This is a genomic window from Novosphingobium resinovorum (assembly GCF_027922145.1).
GTDB lineage: Bacteria > Pseudomonadota > Alphaproteobacteria > Sphingomonadales > Sphingomonadaceae > Novosphingobium > Novosphingobium resinovorum.
The window spans coordinates 68,141-91,224 of sequence record NZ_BSFC01000044.1 but is presented as its reverse complement, the minus strand read 5'-3'; the positions used below and the strand labels follow the sequence as shown (position 1 = coordinate 91,224).

The following is a 23,084-nucleotide window of genomic DNA, read 5'->3' as shown; positions in this document are numbered from 1 at the left end:
CCCGAGTGCTGAGCCTGTCGGAGCATTGAAGCACCTCTGACAGGGTCTCCGCCCGAAACCATTTTCCTACACCGCCCCCGACAGCTAGGCTCTCCGAATGCGCACAGAGATCAACTTCGACGGCATCGTCGGCCCCAGCCACAACTATGCAGGGCTGAGCCTCGGCAACCTCGCCTCGACGAGGAACTTCGGCAAGGTTTCCGCCCCGCGCGCCGCTGCGCTGCAGGGGCTGGCTAAGATGCGCGCCAATCTGGAGCGCGGGCTGGCGCAGGGCTTCTTCCTCCCCCAGCGGCGCCCCGACGAAGTGTGGCTGCACCAGCTCGGCACCACGGTCGAGGCCGCAGACGCGGTCCTGCGCGCCAACTCCCTGTCGGCCTCCTCGATGTGGGCGGCGAACGCGGCGACTGTCTCGCCCGCGGCAGACACGGCGGACGGACGCTGCCACCTCACCGTCGCCAACCTCGTGACGATGCCCCACCGCAGCCACGAATGGCGCGAAACGCTGGTGCAACTTCAGATCGCCTTCGCAAACGAGGCGCACTTCGCCGTCCACGCGCCGGTCCCTGCGCCCTTCGGCGACGAGGGCGCGGCCAACCACATGCGGCTGTGCGCGGGCCACGACACGCCGGGCATCGAAGTCTTCGTCTATGGCGTGACCCCAAGTACCGGGGCCGCCCCCTACCCCGCCCGCCAGCATCGCGAGGCAAGCGAAGCCGTCGCGCGCATTCACGGCCTCTCGCCGACGCGCACTGTCTTCGCCCGCCAGTCGGACGAGGCGATCGCGGCGGGCGCGTTCCACAACGATGTCGTCGCCGTGGCCAACGAGCGGGTGCTGTTCACTCACGAACTGGCCTTCGCCGACCGCGATGCGCTCTATGCGGAGCTGCGTGCGAAGCTGCCGGAAATCGAAATCGTCGAAGTCCCCGCCAGCGAAGTCAGCCTGGCGGACGCGATCACCTCCTACCTGTTCAACGCCCAGTTAGTGACGCTGCCCTCGGGAGAAGCCGCGCTGGTGCTCCCCGGCGAAGCGCGCGAGACGCCCTCGGTCTGGCGCTGGCTGGAGGCACATGTCGCGGGGAACGGCCCGATCCGCCACCTCTTCGTGCACGACCTGCGCGAAAGCATGGCGAACGGCGGCGGCCCCGCCTGCCTGCGCCTGCGCGTCGTCGCCGATCCCGCGACGATCGATCCGCGCTTCATCGCGAGCCCGGAAAAACTGGACCGGATCGAGGCGCTGGTCGCCCGCCTCTGGCCCGAGCATATCGCAGTGGAAGACCTCGCCAGCCCTGCGCTATGGGCCGCCTGCGTGGAGGCGCGCTCGGCTCTGTGCAGGGAACTGGGGCTGGAGGAACTGGCGGGATAATTCCTCACTTGCGCGAGGTCCTTTGCTAGTTCCGCTTTTTGCAATGGCCTCCTCGCACGGTGTCTACATATTGAGACCATGCCCGAGCTTCCCAATCCCATCCGCGCAGCCATTTTCGACATGGACGGCACCCTGATCGCCACCGAAGCGGCGCATCATCGCAGCTATGCAAAGACCTCGCACGCGATCGGCTGGCCGCTGTCGGAGGAAATCCTCGATTCGATGGTTGGCGTCAGCCGCGATCTCAACGAGAAGATGCTCGCCCAGCGCCTCGGGCCTGAGTTTCCGCTGGCGCGTTTCTACGACGAAGCGGACGCGCTGTTCCTGGCCATGCTGGACCGAGGCGTCGAACTGCGCCCCGGCGCGGTGCTGATCCTCGAGCATTTCCGCAGCGCGGGCATCCCGATGGCCCTGTGTACCTCGACCGACGGCGGGCTGGCCGAGCGGCGGCTGGAGAAGGCCGGGCTGTTCGACTACTTCGATGTCATCGTCACCCGCAGCGACGTGTCCCGGCCCAAGCCGAGCCCGGAGCCCTACCTCCTCGCCGCCAGCCGCCTCGGCATCGATCCGGCGCAGTGCCTGGCGGTGGAGGACAGCTATGCGGGCGTGTTCTCCGCCACCTCGGCGGAGATCGCCACGATCATGGTTCCCGACCTGCTCCCCGCGACCGAGGAGATGACCGCGGCCGGAGCGACCGTTCTGCCCAGCCTCGACGCGCTGCGCGAATTGCTCATGGCGCCGGTCGAGGGCTGATTGTCGTCCCGCTCGCTTCGGGCTGATGGTCCGGGTGCGCCGCCAGAAATTCCGGCAGGTCCAGACACGCCGCCTCGATCCGCGTGAGGTGCGGATAGCCCGACAGGTCGAACGCGAAACGCCGCGCGTTGTAGAGTTGCGGCAAGGCGACGCACTCGAAGTACCCCGGCGCGTCGAACAGGAAATCGCCCGAGCCGCGCTGCGCCAGCCGCGCTTCCACGCCGGTCAGGGTCTTCTCCAGCCAGTGCCAGTACCACAAGTCCACGTCCGCCTGAGCATGGCCGAGGTCGTGCTTTAGGTACTGCAGCACCGGCAGGTTGAGCGGTGCGTGCAGTTCGGTGGCTATAGCCGAGGCCAGTTCGCGCGCCGCGAAACGCTCCTCGATGCCCTCCGGCAAGAGCGGGCGTTCGGGATAGCGCTCGTCCAGCCATTCGAGGATCGCCATCGACTGCGCCCGCACCGCACCGTCCGCTTCCAGCATCGGCACGCCCGCGAAAGGGTTCAGCGCCCGATAACCCTCACCCCGCTGCTCTCCCGCCAGCAGGTTCACCGGCACGTTCTCATGATCGAGCCGCTTGAGGTTCAGCGCAATGCGGACCCGGTAGCTCGTCGAACTGCGCCAGTAGCTGTGGAGCCGCAGCATGGCACTCAGCTTTCCGCCGCGATCTTCTCGTGCAGCCACGCCGCATGGCGCGGTGCCTTGCGAGTGCGCGCCCATTCGTCGAGCATGTCGTCGGCGACGGCGCGCAGGGACGCCATCTGGTCCACGGTGCCGAACTGCCAGGCGAGTTCGAGGCGGTGGCCGTTGGGATCGAAGAAGTAGATCGACTTGAACACGCCGTGGTGGGTCGGTCCGATCACCTCCAGCCCGGCGGCCTCGGCGCGGGCCTTGGCGGAGAGGAGGTCGCCCTCGCTCTCCACCTTGAAGGCGATGTGCTGGACCCATGCAGGGGTGGCCTCGTCGCGGCCCATATCAGGCGCGTTGGGCAGTTCGAAAAAGGCCAGCACGTTGCCGCCGCCGCAGTCGAGAAAGACATGCATGTAGGGATCAGGCGCACCGGTGGACGGCACCGTGTCCTCGGCGATCGCCAGCATGAAATCCATGCCGAGCACGTCGCGGTAGAAGTCCACGGTCTGCTTGGCGTCCTTGCAGCGGTAGGCCACGTGATGGATGCCGCCGAGGGTGGGTGCGGTATTGGTCATTGGTTCTCTCCCGATCTTTACCCTCATCCCGTCATTGCGAGCGCAGCGAAGCAATCCAGAGCGGCTCAAGACTGCCCTGGATTGCTTCGCTGCGCTCGCAATGACGAGAGGGGGCGGTCATGTCACTCCGCCGGTTCGCTCACCTTCAGCACGCCGCGCCGGATCTGGTCGCGCTCCATGCTCTCGAACAGCGCCTTGAAGTTGCCGTTGCCGAAGCCGTCGTCGCCGCGCCGCTCGATGAACTCGAAGAACACCGGCCCGACGCGCGCCTCGGCGAAGATCTGCAGCAGCAGGCGCGGGCTTCCGCCCTCCGTCGTCCCGTCCAGCAGGATGCCGCGCATCTTCAGCGCCTCGACCGACTGGCCGTGGCCGGGCAGGCGCTCCTCCAGCATCTCGTAGTACGTCTCGGGCGGCGCGGTCATGAACGGCACGCCGAACGCCTTCAGCTTGTCCCACGCGGCGAGGAGATCGTCGCAGATCAGCGCGATATGCTGAATGCCCTCGCCGTTGAAAGCGCGCAGGAATTCGTCGATCTGGCCCTTCCCGCCTTCCGCTTCCTCGTTGAGCGGAATGCGGATCTTGCCGTCGGGCGCCGTCAGCGCGCGGCTGGTGAGGCCGGTGTATTCGCCCTTGATGTCGAAGTAGCGGATCTCGCGGAAATTGAAGAGCTTCTCGTAATAGTCCGCCCAGTAGGCCATGCGCCCGCCGTAGACGTTGTGCGTGAGGTGATCGATCTCGGCAAAGCCCGCGCCCGCCGGGTGGCGATCGACGCCGGGCAGGTAATCGAAGTCGATGTCGTAGATCGACAGCGCGCCGTCCCCGCCGCGCTCGTAGCGGTCGATCAGGTAGATGATCGAATTGCCGATGCCGCGAATGCCCGGCAGGTGCAGTTCCATCGGCCCGGTCGCCACCTGCACCGGCTCGGCCGAGCGCGCCAGCAGTTCGGCATAAGCCGCCCGGGCATCGCGCACGCGAAAGCCCATGCCGCAGACCGACGGGCCATGCTCGCGGCTGAAGAACCACGCGGGGCTGCCGGGTTCGTAATTGGTGATGAAGTTGATCGAGCCCTGCCGCCACAGTTCCACATCCTTGGAGCGGTGGCGCGCGATCCGGGAGAAGCCCATGGCCTCGAACACCGGCTCCAGAATGCCCTTGTCCGGCGCGGAGAATTCCACGAACTCGAACCCGTCGAGACCGATGGGATTGTCGAAAAGATCGGTCATGCGAGTGCTCCTATCGGGGTTTCTTCCGGCAGCGCTTCGCCTGCCGGAAGCGGCGGTTCGTGCCGCCAGGTTTCGTAGACGGGGCCGAAATCGAGGCTGACGAGCGCGTCGATCAGCTGCGGCAGGCTTTCGAGGACGAAGTAGGTCTTCTGGAAGCTGTCGATCATGTAGCCCGTGCGCATCACCCGCACCGGGTCGAACGGCAGGCGCAGCACCTTGCGGTCCTCGATCGAAAAGCGCGTCTCGCCCGCCGACGAGATGATCCCCGCGCCGAAGACCTTCAGCGCGCCGTCCTCCCGCACCAGTCCGAACTCGATGGTGTACCAGTAGATGCGCGCCAGCATGTCCAGCGCGCCCATCGCCATCGCCCGCGCCCCGGCCTTGCCGTAAAGGTCCAGGAAATCGGCGATGGTCGGATCGAGCAGCATCGGCACATGGCCGAAGAAATCGTGGAAGACGTCCGGCTCGGCGAGGTAGTCCAGCTCGTGCTCCTCGCGCAGCCAGCGGGTCACCGGGAAGCGGCGGTGCGCGAGGTGGTCGAAGAACACCGCATCGGGAATGAAGCCGGGCACCGCCACCAGCCGCCAGCCGGTCGCCGCCTGAAGCACGCGGTTGGCGTCGGCGAAGCGCGGGATGCCCTCGGCGCAGTCCAGCCGTGCCAGCCCCTCGCGGAACGATGCGCAGGCATGGGTGCGGACCAGCGCGGACTGGCGCGCGTAGAGGCGGCGCCAGCGGGCGTGCATCTCCGGAGTATAGGCATGCCAATCCTGCGCGACGGTATAGTCGTCGGCGGCGCGGTCATACTCTCCCCGAAGGCCGCTGTTTGACGTGATCGTCGACGGCTTCTTCATGACACTACAATACCAGAGGCCCCGCTTCAGTTCCGTGCGATTGCGAGGGCATAGAGACGTGCTATTGGTGGAATCACCCAATAAAACCAGCCTAGAGAGGTGATCCGTGCAACTGGATGAATTCGATCGCGGGATCATCGCGGCGTTGCAGGAAGATGCGCGCATGCCGGTGGCGCAAGTGGCGGAGCGGGTGGCGCTTTCCGCCACGCCGGTCAGCCGCCGCATCAAGCGCCTTGAGGATGAAGGCGTGATCCGGGGCTATGCACCTGTGCTCGACCCGAGGCGGCTGGGCTTCGAGCTGGAGGCCTACGTACTCATCAACCTCGTCGCCCATGTGGACGAGAACATCGCCCGCTTCGAGCAGGCGATCGCCGACAATCCCTACGTGATCGCCTGCCATGCGGTGACCGGGGACATGGACTATCTGGTCCGGGTGATCGCGCGCAACGTGGAGCATCTCTCGCAGATCACGCTGCGCACCTTGCTGCGGATCCCGGGGGTGCGCGACGTGAAGTCGATCATCGTGCTGGAGACGATCAAGGAAGACCGCGCGGTTCCGGTGGGGTAGTTCAGCCTCGCTTCCTCCCCCCTCGTCATTGCGAGCGAAGCGAAGCAATCCAGAGCGGCGCAAGACTGCCCTGGATTGCTTCGCTTCGCTCGCAATGACGAAAAAGAAAGAGGCACTCCGACCATCGCCGAAGTGCCTCCGGCGAAATCACCGCCCCAGCAGGTTCCGCGCCTGGCTGGCGATCTGCGCCAGCATCGCGGGCGTGATCGCCACCGCATTCTCCGCGCGGTGGACGATGCCCCGGAAGGCATCGATGGCGCTCTTGTGCTGGCGGCCCCATTCCTCGGTGGCGGCGAGCGGATCGCTCTTGCCCGCCTTGGTCCGGGCGAGGCCGCGCAGGAAGTCCAGCCGCATCTGCTGGAAATCGCGCGCGAGGCCCGCGACCAGCAAGCGCTCCCACGGGTCCGACGGGCTCATGAGCGCCGCCGAAGCCTGCGCCCAGTCGAGGCCCAGGCCCGCACCGACCCGCGTGAAGGCGGTGACGAGACGGCGCGGCGCAATCCCCGTCTCGGCCGAGAGCGAGGCGATGCCCACCGCGCCGTCGAGGTCGAACAGATGCGCCACCTCGGTCGCCACATCCTCGGGCGCGCCGAGTTCGACCAGCCCGTCACGCAGCTTGCGCGAATGCGCGGCGATGCGCTCGCCGAGAAGTTCCGCCGTGTCGGTGGAGAGCGCCGCAATGCCCTTCTGCAGCCTTGCGGAAAGTTCGGAAGGGGCGATCTGGCCCGCGCCCGCGCGCAGCAGGTCGGCCATGTGCCCCCGCACCGCGACGGCGACGGTATCGAACAGCGCAACGCGCGCCGTCTCGGCCATGGGCGCGGTTTCCAGCGTCTCCCACAGCGCGGTCAGCCCGAACAGGCCATCCGCCAGCGCGAAGGCGGCAGCGACCTGCGAGAGGTGCGCGCCCTCCTCTTCCGCCAGTTCGAACGGCGTGACGATGCCGAGGCGGTTGACGATGCGGTTGGCCAGCTTGGTCGCGATGATCTCCTTCGCGAGGCGGTGGCCCTTGATGAACTTGCCGTACTTGTCCTGCATCGGCTGCGGGAACGCGGCAAGCAGCAGCCCGGTCAGCGCCGGATCGGCGGCCAGCGCGCTGTCCTCGATCGCGGCCTGAAGCTGCAGCTTGCCGCTGGAGAGCAGCACCGCCAGTTCCGGCCGGGTCAGCCCGCGTCCGTCCTGCGCGCGGCGGGTGAGCGCGTCGTTGTCGGCCAGCCCCTCGGTCTTGCGATCGAGGTGGCCGCTTTCCTCCATCGTCTCGATCAGCCGGATATGCGAGGGGATCGCCTGCGCCCCGCCCCGCTCGGCGATGGAGAGTGCGAGGGCCTGGAGGCGGTTGTCCTCAAGCACCAGCACCGCGACCTCGTCGGTCATCGCGCGCAGCAGTTCGACGCGCTTCTTCTCGGGTAGCTTGCCCGCGCGCTTGGCGGCGGCGAGCGCGATCTTGATGTTGACCTCGTTGTCCGAGCAGTCGACGCCCGCCGAGTTGTCGATGAAGTCGGCGTTGATGCGCCCGCCCTTCGATGCGAACTCGATGCGGCCCGCCTGCGTGACGCCGAGGTTCGCGCCCTCGCCGATCACCTTCACGCGCAGTTCGTTGCCGCTGACGCGCAGGGCGTCGTTGGTGGGATCGCCGACCTGCACATTGTTTTCGGCCGAGGACTTCACGTAAGTACCGATGCCGCCGAACCACAGCAGGTCCACTGGCGCCGAGAGGATCGCGGTGATGAGCGAATCCGGGTCGATCTCGGTGGCCGAGATGTCCAGCGCCGCACGCACTTCCTCGCTCAGCGGGATGGACTTGAGGCTGCGCGGGAAGACGCCGCCGCCCTTCGAGATCAGCGCCTTGTCGTAGTCGTTCCAGCTCGACACCGGCAGGTCGAACAGGCGCTGGCGCTCTGCCCAGGCCTTCGCCGGATCGGGTTCGGGGTCGAGGAAGATGTGGCGGTGGTCGAAGGCCGCCACCAGCTTGAGCGCCTTCGACAGCAGCATGCCGTTGCCGAACACGTCGCCGGACATGTCGCCGCAGCCGATCACGCGGACCGGATCGACCTGCACGTCCACGCCCATTTCCAGGAAGTGGCGCTGGACCGAAAGCCACGCGCCCTTGGCGGTGATGCCCATGGCCTTGTGGTCGTAGCCGTTCGAGCCGCCGCTGGCGAAAGCATCGTCGAGCCAAAAGTCGCGCCGGTCGGCGATGCCGTTGGCGACGTCGGAGAACTTGGCCGTGCCCTTGTCGGCGGCGACGACGAAATACGGGTCCTCGCCGTCACGGATCACGATCCCCTCGGGGTGGACCACCTTGTCGCCGACGATGTTGTCCGTGATCGACAGCAGCGTATCGACGAAGATCTCGTAGCTCGCCTGCCCCTCGGCCGCCCAGGCCGCGCGGTCGCGCGAAGGATCGGGAAGCTGCTTGGGATAGAAGCCGCCCTTGGCCCCGGTCGGCACGATGACGGCGTTCTTGACCCGCTGCGCCTTCATCAGGCCGAGGATTTCGACGCGGAAGTCGTCGCGGCGGTCGGACCAGCGCAGGCCGCCGCGCGCCACCGGTCCCGCGCGCAAGTGGATGCCCTCGACCCGGCGCGAATAGACGAAGATCTCACGCCATGGCACCGGCTTGGGCAGGCCCGGGACAAGGGCGGAATCGAACTTGAAGGCCAGCGCCGTCTCGCCCGCTGCGGCAAAGGCATTTGTGCGCAGCATGGCCAGCACGATGTCGCGATAGGCGCGCAGCAAACGGTCGTCGTTGATCGCGTTGACGTTCGCCAGCCCGACCCGGATAGCCTCTTCGGAGTGCGCGCGCGCCTCGGCCCGGTCACCCTCGAACGCGGGGTCGTGGAGGGCGCGGAACAGCGCGATGATGGCGGTCGTGACGGCGGGCGCACCCTGCAGCGCATCGACCACGGTGGGGATACCGAAATGCGTTCCCGCCTGCCGCAAGTAGCGATACCAGGCACGCAGCCAGTTCGCCTCGCCGCTATCGAGCCCGAGGCCGGGGACGAGGCGATTGAACGCATCGTTCTCGCCCGAACCGTTGAGCACGGCGCGCAGCGCGTCCTCGATCGAGGCGGCCTGATCCAGCACTTCAGCCGGGGCACGGCCGTCGAGCGTTTCGAGCACGAAATCGTGGATCACGCCCAGCTTGCCCTTCTCCAGAGCGGTCGGCACTTCGGCGATGACGCGGAAGCCGAAGTTCTCCAGCGCGGGCACCGCATCGGACAGCGGCAAGCCGCCTTCGGACTGGTAGATCTTGAGGTGGACCCAGGTTTCAGGATCGCCCTCGCGCTTGTGGAAGCGCACGTCGCGGTGCGCGGCGGCCTCACCCTCGGTGCCTTCGCCGACCGCGATGCGGCGCAGCACGGCGATGTCGGTCGCGGCTTCGTGCGGGCCGAAATCGGTGCGGTAGCCGATCGGGAACGCCTCGGCATAGCGGCCCGCGACGGCGGCCGCGCGGCCCGGCTCCAGCATCGTCGCCAGCGCCGCTTCGACCGCCTCGGTCCAGCCGCGCAGCAGGGTCTGGAGGTTATGGTCCAGCTCCTCTTCGGAAGGCTCGTGCACGCCGTCGCGAATGTCGAGGGTATAGCGCAGCATCGCGAGGTTGCCCGCCTCGACCTGCATGCTCCAGTCGAGCGTCGGGGCCTGCGCGGCCTCCTCGATCATGGTCTGGATGCGGCGCTGCATCTGGGTGGAAAGCAGGTCGCGCGGCAGCCACACGAAGGCGAACAAGTGGCGCATCAGCGGCGAGCGCGTCAGCAGCAGCCGTGGGCGCGGACGGTCGACGAGGCCCGTCATGGTCATCGCCAGACGCTCGACGTCGGCCTCGCCCAGCCCCAGCACGAGGTCGTGCGGCAGGCTGGTCAGCGCATGGGCGAGCGCCTTGCCGGTGTGGCCCTTGGGGTCGAACTCCAGCCGCTCGGCGAAGGCGGCGAGGTGGCGGCGCAGGCGGGGCACGCGGTCGGGCGGGGTGGCGAGCGCGGCGCTGGTCCAGATGCCCGCGTGGACGGACAGCGCGGCGACCTTGCCGTCCTCGATCACGGGGACGAGGAACAGGTCCATCGGCACGCGGCGGTGGACGGTGGCGATGCGGTTGGCCTTGACCACCAGCGGCGCGCTGACCTTGCCTGCGGCAAGCGCCTCGTCGAAGGCCGCAAAGGCGCGGTCGTAGCTGGCGTCGGAGAGCACGTCCTCCTGACGGCGGCGGCAGATGCCGAGGCGCGCCTTGCGGCTGCCGTCCCGGCCCCGCGTGACGTGGCCGAGCTGGGTCAGCATGGTCCCGGCGAACCAGCGCAGAAGTTCGGCGCCCTCGGTATCCTCGATCCGGTCAGCATCGGCGCGCATCGCCTCGACCATCTGCGGCCAGTCGGTGACGGCGGCGCGTACGTCGGCCATGGCGCTTTCGAGCGCACGCAGCAGTTCGCGGCGCTGGCGGGCATCGCCGCGCGGCGTCTCGATGTAGATCATCGACTCGCGGCCGGTCGCCTCGGCCGGGTCGGCGGCAATGTCGATCAGGCGGCCCTTGTCGTCGCGGCGCACGGGCACGACCGGATGCGCGAGGCGATCGATCACCAGCCCGGCCTCGGCCAGCACGGCGGCGGCCGAGTCGACGAGGAACGGCATGTCGTCGTTGATCAGCGCGATGCGCAGGATGCGGCGCTCCTCGCTGGCGGAAGTCAGGTCGATGACCGGCTCGCCCGCCTCGCGCACTTCGGCGGTGGCGAGCAGGAAGCGCACGGCCTCGTCGATCCACGATCCTTCCGGATCATCGCCGGGAAGCAGCGCGTCGCAGACCTCTCCGGCAAGCGCCTTGTGCAAGGCGGCGGGCGAGAGAGCCCCCCGCTTCTTCGAAGCCTTTTTGGGGACGGTCAGTTCGCCTGCGCTCATTGCTTTCTCCGCGATCTTCCAACGTGTGCCGTGCCTGCTTCTTGCGCGTCAGGACTGCGGCTTTGTGACCATATAGGCCGATGCAACATATCCTGCATCCGGGTGATGGCAGGATTTTTCAACGGCAGGCGGGTGTAACACGATTTCTCGACCGCGCAATATTCGTTCGCGCGTGTTCTGGGTACACCGCCGCGTCAGGCCGTGACGACGTGCCCTTCGAACGCTTTCGCCGCCAGCAGCAGCGCGCCCATCGGCCCGGCGTCGTCGCCCAGCAGCGGCGGCACGACCATGCCCGCAAGCCGCTCGCGCGTGCAATCGCGCAAGTAGCCGCCCAGCAGCGTAGGCATGCGCGCCACCGCCATCGGCAGCAGGTGCGGCTGGCGACCGGCGACCCCACCGCCGATGACGATGCGCTGGGGCGAAACGGTCAGGACCAGCATCGTCAGCAGTTCGGCAAGATCGTGCGCGACCGGTTCCCACAGCGGGTTCTCGGGATCGACGCGCGAGGGGTGCGTACCGAGCCGCGCGGCGAGCGCCGGGCCGCTCAACAGGCCCTCGATGCAGTCGCCGTGAAAGGCGCAGGCACCCTCGAAACGGTCGGCGGCGGCGCGGCGCAGGCGCACGTGGCCGATCTCGGGGTGCAGCATGCCATGAGCCGGCACCCCGCCGACCAGTACGCCGCCGCCAAGGCCGGTGCCGATGGTGAGGTAGACCATGGTTTCGCAGCCCTGCCCGGCACCGAAGCGGTGCTCGGCCATGGCGGCGCCGTTGACGTCGGTGTCCAGCGCGACCGGACAGGCCAGCGCCTCGGCCACCTTGGCGCGCACTTCGGCCCCCGCCCAGCCCAGCTTGGGGGTGTCGAGCATGGTGCCGTAGTCCGCCGCCTCGCGCGAGACGCGGATCGGGCCGAAGCTGGCGATGCCGACGGCGTCCACCGGCTTGTCGTCGCGCCAGCCCTCGATCGCCTCGACCGCACGGCCGAGCGTCTCCGCCGGGTCGGTAGTCGGAAATTCCAGCCGCTCGTCGATGCGGCCCGGCGCGCCGAGGACCACTACGGTCTTGGTGCCGCCCAGTTCGATCCCCGCGAGCTTGTGCATGATCGCTCTCCGTCCTTCACCTCAGCGTGGCGACGTCGCCCTCCAGACGCAAGTGCAGGAAGGGGGCGAAGGTTCCGCCGAAGTGCGCGCGCCCTTCGGGTTTGCGCTTCGCTGCGGCATCGTCGATCCCCCAGTAATCCACGAAGCTGGTCACGGAAAGGTCGGGCAGCACCCACCAGCTATAGGCCTGGAACGGCTCGCCTTGCGGGTTGGCGAAGACGAGGCCGTGCCCGTTGAGCAGTTGCCATGGCCCCCCGAACCCGTCCGCCACCACGCCATAGAGCCCGGTCGGCGCGTCGATACCGGGCGCGAAGACCTTCGCCTGCGTCGACCAGAACAGATAGAGCCGCCCATCGTACGCGACGATATGCGGGCGCTCCAGCTCGTTGTTGACGCCCGAGGCATCGACCAGAGGCGGCCGCTTCTCGAACACGCCGCCTTCCGGATCGGCATCGCCGCGCCGCGCGCAGCCGATGAGGCCATTGTGAAGCCCGAGATGCCGCGCCGATGACGCGGTGAACAGGAGGTGATCCACGCCGTCTTCGGCCCGCCACGGCGCGGGATCGCGGAACGCCTTGATCTCGCCGAGTTCGCCCGTGCCGTCGTGCCGATTCATGTAGACGATATTGGCGGGTATCACCTGCTCGACCGGACCGGACCAGCCGGTGAAGACCCCGTCGCCGGCCTCGGCCAGCCCGGTCGTGCAGGCGAAGATGCGCTGACGGAAGGTCGGCTCCGTCTCGCCCCGCTCTCCGGCGGCGGTGAAGTAGAGGGTCACCACGCCGTCCTCGAATAGCGCCGAACCGGACCATTCGCGGCTGCCGGGCGTGAACCCTTCCTCGAAAGTCGCGCCAATATGGCGGAACTGCCCGTCGATCCGGTGGAAGTGATGAATCCGCGCGGCGCCGTGCCGCTCCTCCGGATCATCGAAGGCCGGAGCGGCGAGTGCGAACCACAGTTCACCGCCGCGCCAGCGCACCGGAATTCCGTGCATGGAGGCAAGCGGCCATGCGTCCCAGACGTCGAGATTCTCGGCAATCCGGCGCACGTCGGAAGGCGTGAAGACGGGCGCGCGCGGAATTGAAATGTCCCGTAGCCGGGCGAGATCCCGAGCCGTCCATTGCAAGGTGGGATATGACTCGAGCGTCGCGGGGTGAGGGTTCATGGGCGGCTGATGTACAATCGTTTGCAATATCTGCAAATGTTAATTGCTCCATTATTGCGCTCGCAGAGCGGGAAAGTGGTGCAATCTCTTCTTGGCCTTTACGAATATCATCCGGTATTCAACGGGTTCTTGCCGGGGTGCCTGGCATGGAACGGTCGCACTCGGAGAAGCGGATGCCCTTTGGCCTCAAGCCGCATCTGTCGCTGCCCCGCATCGTCGAGATGAACCTGGGTTTCTTCGGCCTGCAGTTCAGCTTCGGCCTGCAGCAGGCGAACATGGGGCCGATCTACGGCTACCTCGGCGCGAGCGAGGGGCGCATGCCGCTGCTCTGGCTGGCGGGACCGGTGACGGGCCTGATCATCCAGCCGCTGATCGGCGCGATGAGCGACCGTACCCGCTCCCGCCTCGGACGGCGCGCACCTTACTTTCTAATCGGGGCGATCCTGTGTTCGCTCAGCCTGCTGGCGATGCCCAATTCTTCCACGCTGTGGATGGCTGCGGGGCTGCTCTGGGTGCTCGATGCGGGCAACAATGTGACGATGGAGCCTTACCGCGCCTATGTCGCCGACCGACTGGCACCGCACCAGCGACCGACCGGGTTCATGGTGCAGAGCGCCTTCACCGGACTGGCGCATACCCTGTCCTACCTTGCGCCCTCGATCATGGCCACGTTCGTGGACCGCGACCTGCTGGGACCGAACGGCATCCCCGTGATCGTCCGCATGGCCTTCGTGATCGGCGCGGTGCTGTCGATCTCGACAGTGCTCTGGTCGATCACCCGCGTGCCCGAGCTTCCGCTCACTCCCGAGGAGCAGGAGCGCATCGCCGCCTCTCCCCTTACCCTGCCCGCCACCTTGCGCGAAGTGCGCGACGCGGTGGTCGAGATGCCGCGGCCGATGCGGCAGCTGGCGCTCGCCATGCTGTGCCAGTGGTACGCGATGATGGTCTACTGGCAGTACATCGCCTTCGCCATCTCGCGCTCGCTGTTCGGCACCGGAGACGTCCATTCGGCCCGCTTCCGCGAGGCTGTGCTGACCGAGCAGCAACTGGGCGCGCTCTACAATTCGGTCGCCTTCGTTGCCGCAATCGGGCTGATCCCGGTGGTGAGCCGCTTTGGCGCACGATCGGTGCACGTCGGTTGTCTCGCCGCATCGGGGCTGTCGATGCTGGTGATCCCCTCGACCAGCGAACTGCCGCTGCTCGGCCTGCTGATGATCGGCATCGGCTTCGGATGGGCGGGCATGATGGGCAATACTTACGTGATCCTCGCCGATTCGATCCCTCCCCAGCGCAACGGCATCTACATGGGAGTTTTCAACTTGTTCATCGTCATCCCCATGCTGATCGAGGCCCTGACGATGCCGCTCATCTACGCCCCCATTCTCGGCAACGACCCGCGCAATGCGCTGATACTTGCCGGATTGCTGATGGTGGCGGGTGCAATTGCCACCATCTTCGTCGAGGCTGGAGGCCGACCGGAGCCGAAACTGGCAACTAACTGAACAAGTTACTTCCGGCTCGTTAATCCGGGTGCTAAGGCTCTGTGCAACATGGCGGCAGGGATGGAAGAGAACAACGTGGGGAACGACGGCGCAAGTGCGTCTGGCGCGGATGTATCCGGCCCGGATGTCGAAGTGCGCACGCTCGCCGATCTCGCCCGCGTGGCCGGGGTTTCCGCAGGTACGGTTTCACGCGCGCTGGCGGGTAAGTCCCTCGTCAACGCCGAGACACGCGAGCGGATCCAGGCCCTCGCCCGGCAATATGGCTTTCGTCCCAACCAGATGGCCAGCAAGCTGCGCTCGCGGCGCACGGGCGTCATCGGCGTGGTCATCCCGCTGGGGCATGAGAAGCGCCAGCAGATTTCCGACCCGTTCTTCCTGACCCTGCTCGGCCACCTTGCCGACCAGCTGACGGAGGCGGGCTACGACCTCATGCTCAGCCGCGCGATCCCGGACGGGACGACCGACTGGCTGGAGCGCATCACCGGCTCGGGCATGGTGGACGGCGTTCTGCTGATCGGCCAGTCCGACCAGTCGGACGTGATCGACCAGGTCGTCTCGCACTACCGCCCGCTCGTCGCCTGGGGCAATCACCGCGAAGGGCAGAAGCACGTCGTCGTCGGCACCGACAACGAACTGGGCGGCCGCCTCGCCGCCGAGCATCTTATCGCCTGCGGCGCCCGGCGCCTCGCCTTCTTCGGCGATACGGCAGGCATCGAGATCGCCATGCGCCTGCGCGGCGCGCGCGCGGCGGCGGAGGCTGCGGGCCTGCATATCAAGCACGTACCCATCAAGCTCGCCGACGCCGAGATGGGACCCCAGCTCGAAGCAGCCCTCGCCGACGCCGAAGCGGACTTCGACGGCATCGTCACCGCATCCGACCTCATCGCCATGTCGGCGCTGCACGTCCTGCACGAAAGCGGCCGCAGGATACCCGGAGACGTCCAGATCGTCGGCTTCGACGACCTTCCGCTCGCTCGCCTGACCTCCCCCCCGCTGACCACCGTGCGGCAGGAGATCGGCCAGGGCGCCAAGGTCATGGTCGAGAAGATCCGCGCCCTGATCGAAGGCGAGACGCGCCATAGCAAGGTCATGCCCCCGACACTCATCGCGCGCGACACGACGCGGTCGTGACGGGAGGCATCGTGACGAGACAGGCTTGATCCCCTTGCCACGATCCCGCTACCACTCCCGGTACGTGTTGAATCTTCGGGGAATAGCGTGTTTCTGAACGGATTGGCCGGCTCGCGATGCTGATCGGGATCGACCTCGGCACCACCAACAGCGCGGTGGCCATCTGGCGTGACGGAGAGGCTCAGCTGGTGCCCAACGCGCTCGGCGAACCGCTCACCCCTTCCGCCGTCAGCATCGCGAAAGACGGGCAGGTGTGGATCGGCACCCCGGCGCTCGACCGCATGGCGACGCACCCGGCCGATACCGTTGCCAGCTTCAAGCGCATGATGGGCACACAGCGCACCGCGAAGCTGGGCGGGAAGGACTACACGCCCGAAGACCTCTCCGCGCTCGTCCTCGCTGCCATCGCCCGTGATGTCGAGGCGCTGACCGGCGAGAAGCCGACCGAAGCCGTCATCACCGTCCCCGCCTATTTCAACGACCGCCAGCGCAAGGCGACGCGCCGAGCGGGCGAGCTGGCGGGCCTGACCGTGCGCCGCCTGATCAACGAGCCCACTGCCGCCGCGCTTGCCTTCGGCCTGCAGGACAAGGGCGACCGCGAGCCGTTCCTCGTCTTCGACCTCGGCGGGGGTACTTTCGACGTCTCGATCGTCGAGATGTTCGACGGCATCGTCGAGGTTCGTGCCTCGGCTGGCGACAACCGCCTCGGCGGCGACGATTTCGACGATGCGCTCTCCGGCTTCGTGCGTGGCCGTCTTGACCCTGACTGCCTGCTCGACGCCCTGCCGCAAGAGCGCCGCGACGCCCTCCTCAAGCGCGCCGCCGAGGCCTGCCGCCGCGCGCTCAGCACCGCTGGCGAGGCCGAGTTCGCGCTGACCGTGGACGAAACACGCCTCTCCACGAAAGTCACCGACGCCGAGTTCGAGACCGCCTGCGAACCGCTCGTGCGCCGCCTGCGCGACCCCGTCGTGCGTGCCCTGCGCGATTCCTCGATCGAGGCTGCGGAGCTTTCCGACGTGGTCCTCGTCGGCGGCGCCACGCGCATGCCTGTGGTGCGCAAAGCGATCACCCGGCTGTTCGGCCGCTTCCCCAATTCCTCAGTCCACCCCGACCACGCAGTGGCGCTGGGCGCCTCGATCCAGGCCGGCCTGGTCGGGCGCGACGCGGCGCTCGAGGAAATCCGCATCACCGACGTGTGCCCCTTCACGCTGGGCGTCGAAGTGGCCGAGCACGACCGCTACGGCGGCCTGCAGCGCGGGCTGTTCTCGCCCATCATCGAGCGCAACACGCCCGTCCCCGTCAGCCGCGTCAGCACGTATCACACGATGGGCGACGGCCAGAAGCAGATCGAATTCGGCATCTACCAGGGCGAGGCGCGCGAGGTTTCCGGCAACGTCCGTCTGGGCCAGCTGCAAGTCCCCGTCCCGCCGCGCCCCGCCGGAGAAGTGAGCGCGGAAGTGCGTTTCTCCTACGACAGCTCGGGCCTGCTGGAGATCGACGTCCACGTGCCCCTCAACGGCACCACCCGCAATCTCGTCATCATTGACGAAGAGGATCGTCCCGACCCCAGGGACATCGAGAAACGCCGCGCCGCCCTCGCCAAACTCAAGTTCCACCCGCGCGAGGACGCGGCCAACGTCGCCCTGATCGCGCGGGCCGAACGTTGCTACGAGGACCACATCGGCGACCTGCGGCAGGCAATCGGCCACTGGATCACCGAATTCGTCGGCGCGCTGGAAACGCAGGACCCCCGCCGCATCGCCGATGCGCGCGGCTTCCTGCTGGAACGCCTGGACGAACTCGACCGCGTCAGCCCGCTTTGAGGCCGGGCAAGTGATGACGGCATTCCCGTGGTCCCTGCTCGGGATCGAGCCGACCGGCGATGCCCGCGCGATCCGCAGCGCCTATGCCGCGCGGATAAAGACAATGGACCTCGACGCCGAGGTCGAAGGCTACGCGCAGCTACGCAGCGCCCGCGACGCCGCCTTGCGCCTGGCGAAATCCATGCCGTCACCGCAAGCCGAAGCGTCCGTCGAGGAACCCGAAGCACCCGCGCCCGCGCCCACCGGCTGGCTCCACGCTGCCCCATCGCTCATCGGCGAATGGCCGGAAGACACCCTCGACGTCCCGGTCCCGCCGCACGGCGATGCGCCTCTGATCGATCGCCTCGCGCCCGATTTCATCCCCGATGGCACAGTCGCCACCGGAGAGCCTCTGGCGCCCGGCCGCCCCGATCCTTTCGCCGCGCCGCTGGTCGAAGGCCACGGCGATGCTCCCGGCGTCGGCACGGACGAACTACAATCTCCCTTCGCCCGCCTCGCCGCCATGCTCGACCCCGATGGCTCTGCCGGGACCGCGCCGCTCGACGAGGCGGAAGAGGTACAGGCCCTCACGCTCCTGAAGCCCGTGCTCGATGGCATCCACTGGGCGCCGATCGGACAGCAGGCCGAAATGGAAGACTGGCTCGCCGGTCTTCTTGCCCGCGCCTGGCCGCGCAGCGCGCCGCTTCTGGAGGCGGCGACCACGGCGCTCGGCTGGGAGCACGAATGGGGCCGTCTCGATGCCCGCCCGACGATGGACTACCTCGGCGCACGGCTGCGCGGCTACCGCTTCCAGTGCAAGGTGCAGGTGCCCGGCCACCGTTACCACAAGGCATGGGCCGAACTGCACCGCCCCGGCCCCGCCGGTCTCATGCGCTTCCTGCGCGTCAGCGGCGGCGACGTGCGCGGGCTGCTGGCGGGCGTGCGCAAGAACTTCCCGGAACTGGAAGACCACTTCGATCCGCAGCGCGTCGCTTCGTGGGAAAGAGTCAGGACATGGCCAACCGGTCTTCTCGTGCTCGGCGGGCTGATCGTGCTGGGCTTCCTCACTAATCTCGGCCCGCCTAGCAAGTCGGAAGCGCAGGAAGAAGCCTTCAAGGTAACCGTTACCCAAGTATTCGGCGAAGGCCATGACCCTGTATGGCTGAGCAGCCACCAGCCCGATTTGGCGACGTTGCTGGCGGGCCGCACTCGATACACCGAAAATGGCGGCGTCGATCAACAGGCTACTGCCGAAAGTGGACTGGAACTGGTGCGCGCCCGCACCTACCTCGACGGTCGCCTGCTTGATGGCAAGGACTTCGAAACCACCATGCGCCTGCGCCTCGCCCTCCTGGAGGCTGCGAAAGCGGACAGCGCCGAAGCCTGCCGCCAGATGATGGCCCGGGGCGCACCGCCAGGCACCACCCTCGTCCCGAACGAAATCCGCGAAGAGGAGCGCCGCTTCGCCGCCTCGCTGGTCCAGCGCGGGATGCTCAAGGCACCGGAAAAGGCTGCCGCCCGCTCCGCCAGCGTGCCGCCCGAACTAGTGCGGCGGGTGCTGAAGGACACCGGGCTCGGCAAGGATCAGGTCTCCACGGCGATGCGCAAGGAGGACGATCCCAACCGCTGCGCCGCCACCATCGCGCTGCTGAAGGCGACGCTCGACTGGCAGGGCGAAGGCCGCCGCGACATCCTGATGACGCTTTAGATCGCCAGCCCCGCTGCGCGGGCGCTCGCCCAGGCCCACTGGAAGTTGTAACCGCCCAGCCAGCCGGTGACATCCACCGCCTCGCCGATCGCGTAGAGACCCGGCGCGCGCTTCGCCTCCATGGTCTTGGACGAGAGTTCGGCGGTGTCGATGCCGCCTGCGGTGACTTCGGCCTTGGCGAAACCTTCCGAACCGTCGGGCAGGAACGGCCAGCGCGCCAGCCGCGCTTCCGCCGCGCCGAGCGCCTTGTCGGTCAGTGCGCCGAGTTCGCCTTCGAGACCGAGCCGCCCACACAGCGCCTCGGCCAGCCGCTCGGGCAGGCCGTCGCCCAGCGCCTTGCGGAATGAAAGGCGCGGGCGTTCGCGCTTGAGGGCGCGCAGCCAGCCATCGGGCCGATCGGGCAGGAACTGTGCGGTCACGGTGTCTCCGCGCTTCCAGTAGCTGGAAATCTGCAGGATGGCGGGACCGGACAGCCCGCGATGGGTGAACAGCGCCGCCTCGCGGAACGCCGTCTTCCCACATCGCGCGACGATCTCGGTGGAGACGCCGGAGAGCTCTCGGAACAGCGCTTCGTCCCCCGGCAGGGTCAGCGGCACCAGTGCCGGACGCGGCTGCACCACCTTGAGCCCGAACTTGCGCGCTAGGTCATAGGCGAACCCGCTCGCGCCCATCTTGGGGATCGACGGTCCGCCGGTGGCGATCACCATTGCGGGGGCAGTCGATGACTGCTCGCCGTGGCGCACGCGGTAGAGGCCGTCGGCATGCTCGACCTCGCCCACGGTCTCGCCGCAGCGGACTTCGACCATGCCCTTGGCGCATTCCTCCAGCAGCATGGCGACGATCTGCTTCGCCGACCCGTCGCAGAACAGCTGGCCCAGCGTCTTCTCGTGCCAGGCGATGTCATAGCTTTCGACCAGCGCGAGGAAATCGGCGGCGGTGTAGCGGCTGAGCGCGGACTTGGCGAAGTGCGGGTTGCTCGACAGGTAGCGGTCGGGTGCGGTGTGGATGTTGGTGAAATTGCACCGCCCGCCGCCGGAAATGACGATCTTGCGACCCGGCTCGGGTGCGTGGTCGATCAGCAGCACCCGGCGGCCGCGCTGTCCGGCAGTGGCGGCGCACAGCAGCCCGGCGGCCCCCGCGCCGAGAACGATGGCGTCGTAATGCGCGATCATTCGGGCGTACCGACCAGTTCCAGAGCCAGCGCCTCGGCCACGCGGATGCCGTCGACGGCGGCGGAAAGGATGCCGCCCGCATAGCCGGCGCCTTCACCCGCCGGGTAGAGGCCGCGCGTGTTGAGGCTCTGGCAGTCCTTGTCGCGACCGATCCGGACAGGCGAGGATGAGCGCGTCTCCACCCCGGTCATGACGACGTCGGGATGATCGTAACCGGGCACCTGGCGGCCGAACACCGGCAGCGCCTCGCGGATCGCCTCGACGACGTAGTCGGGCAGGCATTGTGCGAGGTCGGTCAGGCGGATGCCGGGCTGGTAGCTGGGGTTGACCTCGCCCAGTTCGCTCGAGGGGCGTCCGGCCATGAAATCCGCCACCTTCTGGCCCGGCGCGCGGTAGTCCGATCCGCCCGCCACGTAGGCCAGCTTCTCGAACTTGCGCTGAAGCGCGATCCCGGCGAGCGGATGGCCGGGGAAGTCGCGTTCGGGGCTGATGTCCACGACAAGGCCGGAATTGGCGTTGAACTCTGCGCGCGAATACTGGCTCATGCCGTTGGTGACGACGCCGCCCTCCTCGCTCGCCGCCGCGACGACGCGGCCGCCCGGGCACATGCAGAACGAATAGACGGTGCGCCCGTTCTTCGCCTTGTGCGAGATGGCATAGGCCGCCGCGCCGAGGATCGGGTTGCCCGCGCAGGCCCCGTAACGCGCCTTGTCCACCCAGCTTTGCGGATGTTCGATGCGCACGCCGATGGAGAACGGCTTGGCCTCGATGTGCACGCCGCGGTTGTGCAGCACCTCGAAGGTGTCGCGTGCGGAGTGGCCCACGGCCATGATAACGTGCTCGGCGGCAAGGTATTCGCCGGTCGAGAGGTGCAGGCCCTTGAGGCGGCGTTCGTCGCCCTGTCCTTCGATCTCGAAATCCTCGACGCGGGTGCTGAAGCGGTATTCGCCGCCCAATTGCTCGATCGTCTCGCGCATGGACATGACCATGGTGACGAGGCGAAAAGTGCCGATGTGCGGATGCGCTTCGGTGAGGATGTCCTCGGGCGCGCCGGCCTTGACGAACTCGGTCAGAACCTTGCGGCCGAGGTGGCGCGGGTCCTTGATGCGGCTGTAGAGCTTGCCGTCGGAGAACGTGCCCGCCCCGCCCTCGCCGAACTGCACGTTGCTTTCCGGGTTCAGTTCCGAGCGGCGCCACAGGCCCCAGGTGTCCTTGGTCCGTTCGCGCACCGCCTTGCCGCGCTCGATGATGATGGGTTTGAGGCCCATCTGCGCGAGGATCAGCGCAGCGAGGAGGCCGCAAGGGCCTGCGCCGATGACGACCGGGCGCGGGCCTTCCCAGCCCTCGGGCGCGCGGACGGGGAACTTGTAGGCGATATCCGGCGTGGGGCGCACGTGCTGGTCGTCGGCGAAGCGGGCGAGCACTTCGGCTTCGTCCTTCACCGTGACGTCGAGCGCGTAGACCAGCTTGATCGCGTTCTTGCGCCGCGCGTCGTTGCCCCGGCGAAACACGGTGACGCGCTCGAGGTCCGCAGGCGCGATGGCGAGGCGCTGGACGACCGCCGCGTCGAGATCGGCGGGCGTATGGTCGAGCGGCAGGGCAATGTCGGTGAGGCGAAGCATCCGCGCGCCTTTATACGCTGGCGCGCCCGAACGCCATGGCTGCGTATGCGGCGCTCAGATCGGCGCCGGGGCCGTGAGGGCGATCTCCGTGAAATAGCGGGCCATGGCCTGCAGCGCCTTTTCGCTGAGGTCGATGAAGGCGCGGCGCTTGTCGGCGCCGTCGCTGAGGCGCACGAAAAGGCCCGCATCGACCATCTGGCCGATCCAGCGCAGCGCCGTGGTCGGCGGCACTCCGGAAGCGATGCAGAGCGAGGTCACCGAGACCCGCTTGCCTTCGAGGCGCGAGGCGGTGAGGTCCAGCAGCATATCCCAGGCGGGATCGGCGAAGAGATCGTTGTCGAGGAAGCGCGCACGCAACTGGCGCTGGCGGATGATCCGGCGGACCAGCCGCGCGTCGGGAAGCTGGCCCGGCGAGAAACCGGCGGCGGGGACGGCGGGGAGCGGCGCGGGGATACCGCCCGCATCAAGGCGATCGATACGGCCCGCGATCTGGCCCACCTGCTCGGTCAGGCGCAGCAGCATCAGGCGGTCGTCGTCGGAAAGTTCGCGAACACGTCCGGAGGGCATCGTCGCCAGCACGCGGCCCAGCGCCAGTACCCGCTCCGCGCGGTCGGGATCGACAAGCAGGACGGGCGAGGACTGGTCCATGCAGGCGAAGACATCGTCCAGCGCCTCCACCCCGGTCGAGACGATCAGCCGCGTCGCGCCGCCTGCCGCGCGCAAGTCCAGCCGGGCGAGCGCCGCCAGCACCCCCGCATCGACCTGCGGGCAATCGACCAGCACCACGTCGGCAAGGCGGGCCTGCGCCAGCCCCTCCCCCATGGTGACGAGATCGGCAAGGGGTGCGGCAGCGACGATGCGCATGCCGGCCGCGTCTGCGTCCTCGCGCAAGGTGGCGCGCAAGTGGGCGCGGTTGGCATAGATCGACAGCGCCACGCCCGGGCCGCCGGACGCCGATTTCTCCGGCCCACCATAAGCAAAGTCGGGCTGGAGATAGTCCGCCTCGCGCATGATCCAAAATCCTTCCCTCTGAACGGGAACAG

General features: G+C 67.9%; 17 protein-coding genes. 7 read left to right on the top strand and 10 right to left on the bottom strand.

Annotated elements, in window-relative coordinates:
• The first annotated feature begins 97 nt into the window (after nt 1-97).
• Both PKE80_RS23105 and PKE80_RS23100 read left to right on the top strand, forming a co-directional pair.
• Nucleotides 98-1,363: an N-succinylarginine dihydrolase gene (locus PKE80_RS23105; protein ID WP_271184548.1), complete on the top strand. Its 1,266-nt coding sequence runs from the start codon at nt 98-100 to the stop codon at nt 1,361-1,363.
• Nucleotides 1,364-1,441: 78 nt separating this feature from the next.
• The gene (locus tag PKE80_RS23100) at nt 1,442-2,116 is read left to right on the top strand and encodes an HAD family hydrolase (protein ID WP_271184547.1); all 675 of its coding nucleotides are present in this window, start codon (nt 1,442-1,444) and stop codon (nt 2,114-2,116) included.
• Here PKE80_RS23100 and maiA read toward each other — a convergent pair.
• The 4 genes from maiA to phhA all read right to left on the bottom strand — a co-directional run bounded on the left by maiA (nt 2,094) and on the right by phhA (nt 5,393).
• Nucleotides 2,094-2,759: a maleylacetoacetate isomerase gene (maiA, locus tag PKE80_RS23095; protein ID WP_271184781.1), complete on the bottom strand. Its 666-nt coding sequence runs from the start codon at nt 2,757-2,759 to the stop codon at nt 2,094-2,096. The genes PKE80_RS23100 and maiA overlap by 23 nt on opposite strands.
• A gap of 5 nt (nt 2,760-2,764) precedes the next feature.
• Complete coding sequence (locus PKE80_RS23090; protein ID WP_271184546.1) at nt 2,765-3,319, bottom strand: VOC family protein; 555 nt, start codon at nt 3,317-3,319, stop codon at nt 2,765-2,767.
• A gap of 122 nt (nt 3,320-3,441) precedes the next feature.
• Nucleotides 3,442-4,542 (bottom strand): 4-hydroxyphenylpyruvate dioxygenase, encoded by a 1,101-nt coding sequence (gene hppD / locus PKE80_RS23085; RefSeq protein ID WP_271184545.1) that lies wholly within the window; start codon nt 4,540-4,542, stop codon nt 3,442-3,444.
• Nucleotides 4,539-5,393: a phenylalanine 4-monooxygenase gene (phhA, locus tag PKE80_RS23080; protein ID WP_271184544.1), complete on the bottom strand. Its 855-nt coding sequence runs from the start codon at nt 5,391-5,393 to the stop codon at nt 4,539-4,541. Before phhA ends, hppD begins: the two co-directional genes overlap by 4 nt.
• 106 nt (nt 5,394-5,499) lie before the next feature.
• On the opposite strand from phhA, the gene PKE80_RS23075 reads away from it, so the two are divergent.
• On the top strand, nt 5,500-5,961 hold the full coding sequence (locus tag PKE80_RS23075; RefSeq protein ID WP_271184543.1) for an Lrp/AsnC family transcriptional regulator: 462 nt from the start codon (nt 5,500-5,502) through the stop codon (nt 5,959-5,961).
• 147 nt (nt 5,962-6,108) lie between these two features.
• Here the strand turns inward: PKE80_RS23075 and PKE80_RS23070 are convergent, their stop codons facing one another.
• The 3 genes from PKE80_RS23070 to PKE80_RS23060 all read right to left on the bottom strand — a co-directional run bounded on the left by PKE80_RS23070 (nt 6,109) and on the right by PKE80_RS23060 (nt 13,104).
• Nucleotides 6,109-10,842 (bottom strand): NAD-glutamate dehydrogenase, encoded by a 4,734-nt coding sequence (locus PKE80_RS23070; RefSeq protein ID WP_271184542.1) that lies wholly within the window; start codon nt 10,840-10,842, stop codon nt 6,109-6,111.
• A 194-nt stretch (nt 10,843-11,036) separates the two neighbouring features.
• On the bottom strand, nt 11,037-11,939 hold the full coding sequence (locus PKE80_RS23065) for an ROK family protein (protein WP_271184541.1): 903 nt from the start codon (nt 11,937-11,939) through the stop codon (nt 11,037-11,039).
• 16 nt (nt 11,940-11,955) lie between these two features.
• Nucleotides 11,956-13,104 (bottom strand): glycoside hydrolase family 68 protein, encoded by a 1,149-nt coding sequence (locus tag PKE80_RS23060; protein WP_271184540.1) that lies wholly within the window; start codon nt 13,102-13,104, stop codon nt 11,956-11,958.
• Nucleotides 13,105-13,277: 173 nt separating this feature from the next.
• On the opposite strand from PKE80_RS23060, the gene PKE80_RS23055 reads away from it, so the two are divergent.
• The 4 genes from PKE80_RS23055 to PKE80_RS23040 all read left to right on the top strand — a co-directional run bounded on the left by PKE80_RS23055 (nt 13,278) and on the right by PKE80_RS23040 (nt 19,247).
• Complete coding sequence (locus PKE80_RS23055) at nt 13,278-14,606, top strand: MFS transporter (protein WP_271184780.1); 1,329 nt, start codon at nt 13,278-13,280, stop codon at nt 14,604-14,606.
• 60 nt (nt 14,607-14,666) lie between these two features.
• Nucleotides 14,667-15,737, top strand: coding sequence for a LacI family DNA-binding transcriptional regulator (locus PKE80_RS23050; protein ID WP_370424426.1), 1,071 nt, complete (start codon nt 14,667-14,669; stop codon nt 15,735-15,737).
• Nucleotides 15,738-15,853: 116 nt separating this feature from the next.
• Nucleotides 15,854-17,560 carry an Hsp70 family protein gene (locus tag PKE80_RS23045; protein ID WP_271184538.1) on the top strand — a complete coding sequence of 569 codons (1,707 nt, stop codon included), beginning with the start codon at nt 15,854-15,856 and terminating at the stop codon, nt 17,558-17,560.
• Nucleotides 17,561-17,573: 13 nt separating this feature from the next.
• A complete protein-coding gene (locus PKE80_RS23040; protein WP_271184537.1) occupies nt 17,574-19,247 on the top strand; it encodes a hypothetical protein in 1,674 nt (557 codons plus the stop codon).
• Here the strand turns inward: PKE80_RS23040 and PKE80_RS23035 are convergent.
• Genes PKE80_RS23035 through PKE80_RS23025 form a run of 3 tightly spaced genes read right to left on the bottom strand, consistent with a single transcriptional unit; the run spans nt 19,244 to nt 23,052 of the window.
• Entirely contained in the window at nt 19,244-20,419 is a 1,176-nt protein-coding gene (locus PKE80_RS23035) for a BaiN/RdsA family NAD(P)/FAD-dependent oxidoreductase (RefSeq protein ID WP_271184536.1), read from the bottom strand. The genes PKE80_RS23040 and PKE80_RS23035 overlap by 4 nt on opposite strands.
• Complete coding sequence (locus tag PKE80_RS23030; RefSeq protein WP_271184535.1) at nt 20,416-22,041, bottom strand: NAD(P)/FAD-dependent oxidoreductase; 1,626 nt, start codon at nt 22,039-22,041, stop codon at nt 20,416-20,418. Before PKE80_RS23030 ends, PKE80_RS23035 begins: the two co-directional genes overlap by 4 nt.
• A 54-nt stretch (nt 22,042-22,095) precedes the next feature.
• On the bottom strand, nt 22,096-23,052 hold the full coding sequence (locus tag PKE80_RS23025) for a helix-turn-helix domain-containing protein (RefSeq protein ID WP_271184534.1): 957 nt from the start codon (nt 23,050-23,052) through the stop codon (nt 22,096-22,098).
• Between the last annotated feature and the right edge of the window lie 32 nt (nt 23,053-23,084).